This is a genomic window from Albidovulum aestuarii, from assembly GCF_029961185.1.
Classification (GTDB): domain Bacteria; phylum Pseudomonadota; class Alphaproteobacteria; order Rhodobacterales; family Rhodobacteraceae; genus Albidovulum; species Albidovulum aestuarii.
In genome coordinates, this window is sequence record NZ_JASBQQ010000028.1 from 1 (window position 1) to 803 (window position 803).

The following is an 803-nucleotide window of genomic DNA, read 5'->3' on the forward strand; positions in this document are numbered from 1 at the left end:
GAATGTCTGCTACGTGTTGGGATTGAGATAAAGAGGATTGTGGGAACGCTAGATGATTAAGGTCTACGGGCGGCGGAATTCTTCGAGTGTCCAGCTTGTAATGTGGGCCATCAACGAGCTTGGTCTGGATCATGAGCGCTTGGATTTTGGTCACGGTCACGCCTCCACCCGCACCGATGAATACCTGAAAATGAACCCGATGGGTCGCGTCCCGGTCATACAGGATGGGGATGTATGCATGTTCGAGAGCGCCGCCATCCTGCGATACCTCGCCGCCACTTACGGAACGGATGACTTCTGGCCTTCCGATCCCGCGCGCCGTGGTCCGCTGGATACATGGGCGGAATGGGGAAAGGGAACCTTTACTGAGGCCGTTCTCGAAGTGTTTGTATATGGCGTTCGCTTACCGCCCTCGACACGCGATCCGGCTATCTTGCGCAATGCAACGGCCAGATTGATACCGCTTGCGGAAATGCTCGATGCACGAATTGCCGAGGGGCCATGGCTCGATGGCGACCGGTTTTCCTTTGCCGATATCGCCTGTGGGCACATTCTGTACAGGTACTTCAGTCTCGACTGGCCAAGACCGGAGCTTGCGCATCTTGGCAGATACTATGAGCGTCTTAAGGAAAGGCCAGCATACCGGGACCACGCGATGGTCTCTTACGAGGCGCTCAGGGGGACCTACTGACTGCGGACATTGGCGCAGCCGCGGCAAAAGCTCACTCTCTCCCGCGATCCGGGCCTTGGCTGGTTAAAAATGCTGCGTCATGGAACGAACGGCAGGTTCGGGGACGCTGCAC

The 803-nt window shown here is 57.0% G+C and carries 1 protein-coding gene; it reads left to right on the plus strand.

Annotated elements, in window-relative coordinates; genetic code table 11:
* The first annotated feature begins 52 nt into the window (after positions 1-52).
* Positions 53-691 carry a glutathione S-transferase family protein gene (locus QKW60_RS20985; protein ID WP_282371664.1) on the plus strand — a complete coding sequence of 213 codons (639 nt, stop codon included), beginning with the start codon at positions 53-55 and terminating at the stop codon, positions 689-691.
* Positions 692-803: the final 112 nt, after the last annotated feature.

Excerpts from the sequence above, each read along its gene's own strand:
- QKW60_RS20985 (WP_282371664.1), top strand. The coding sequence starts at position 53 with ATGATTAAGGTCTACGGGCGGCGGAATTCTTCGAGTGTCCAGCTTGTA.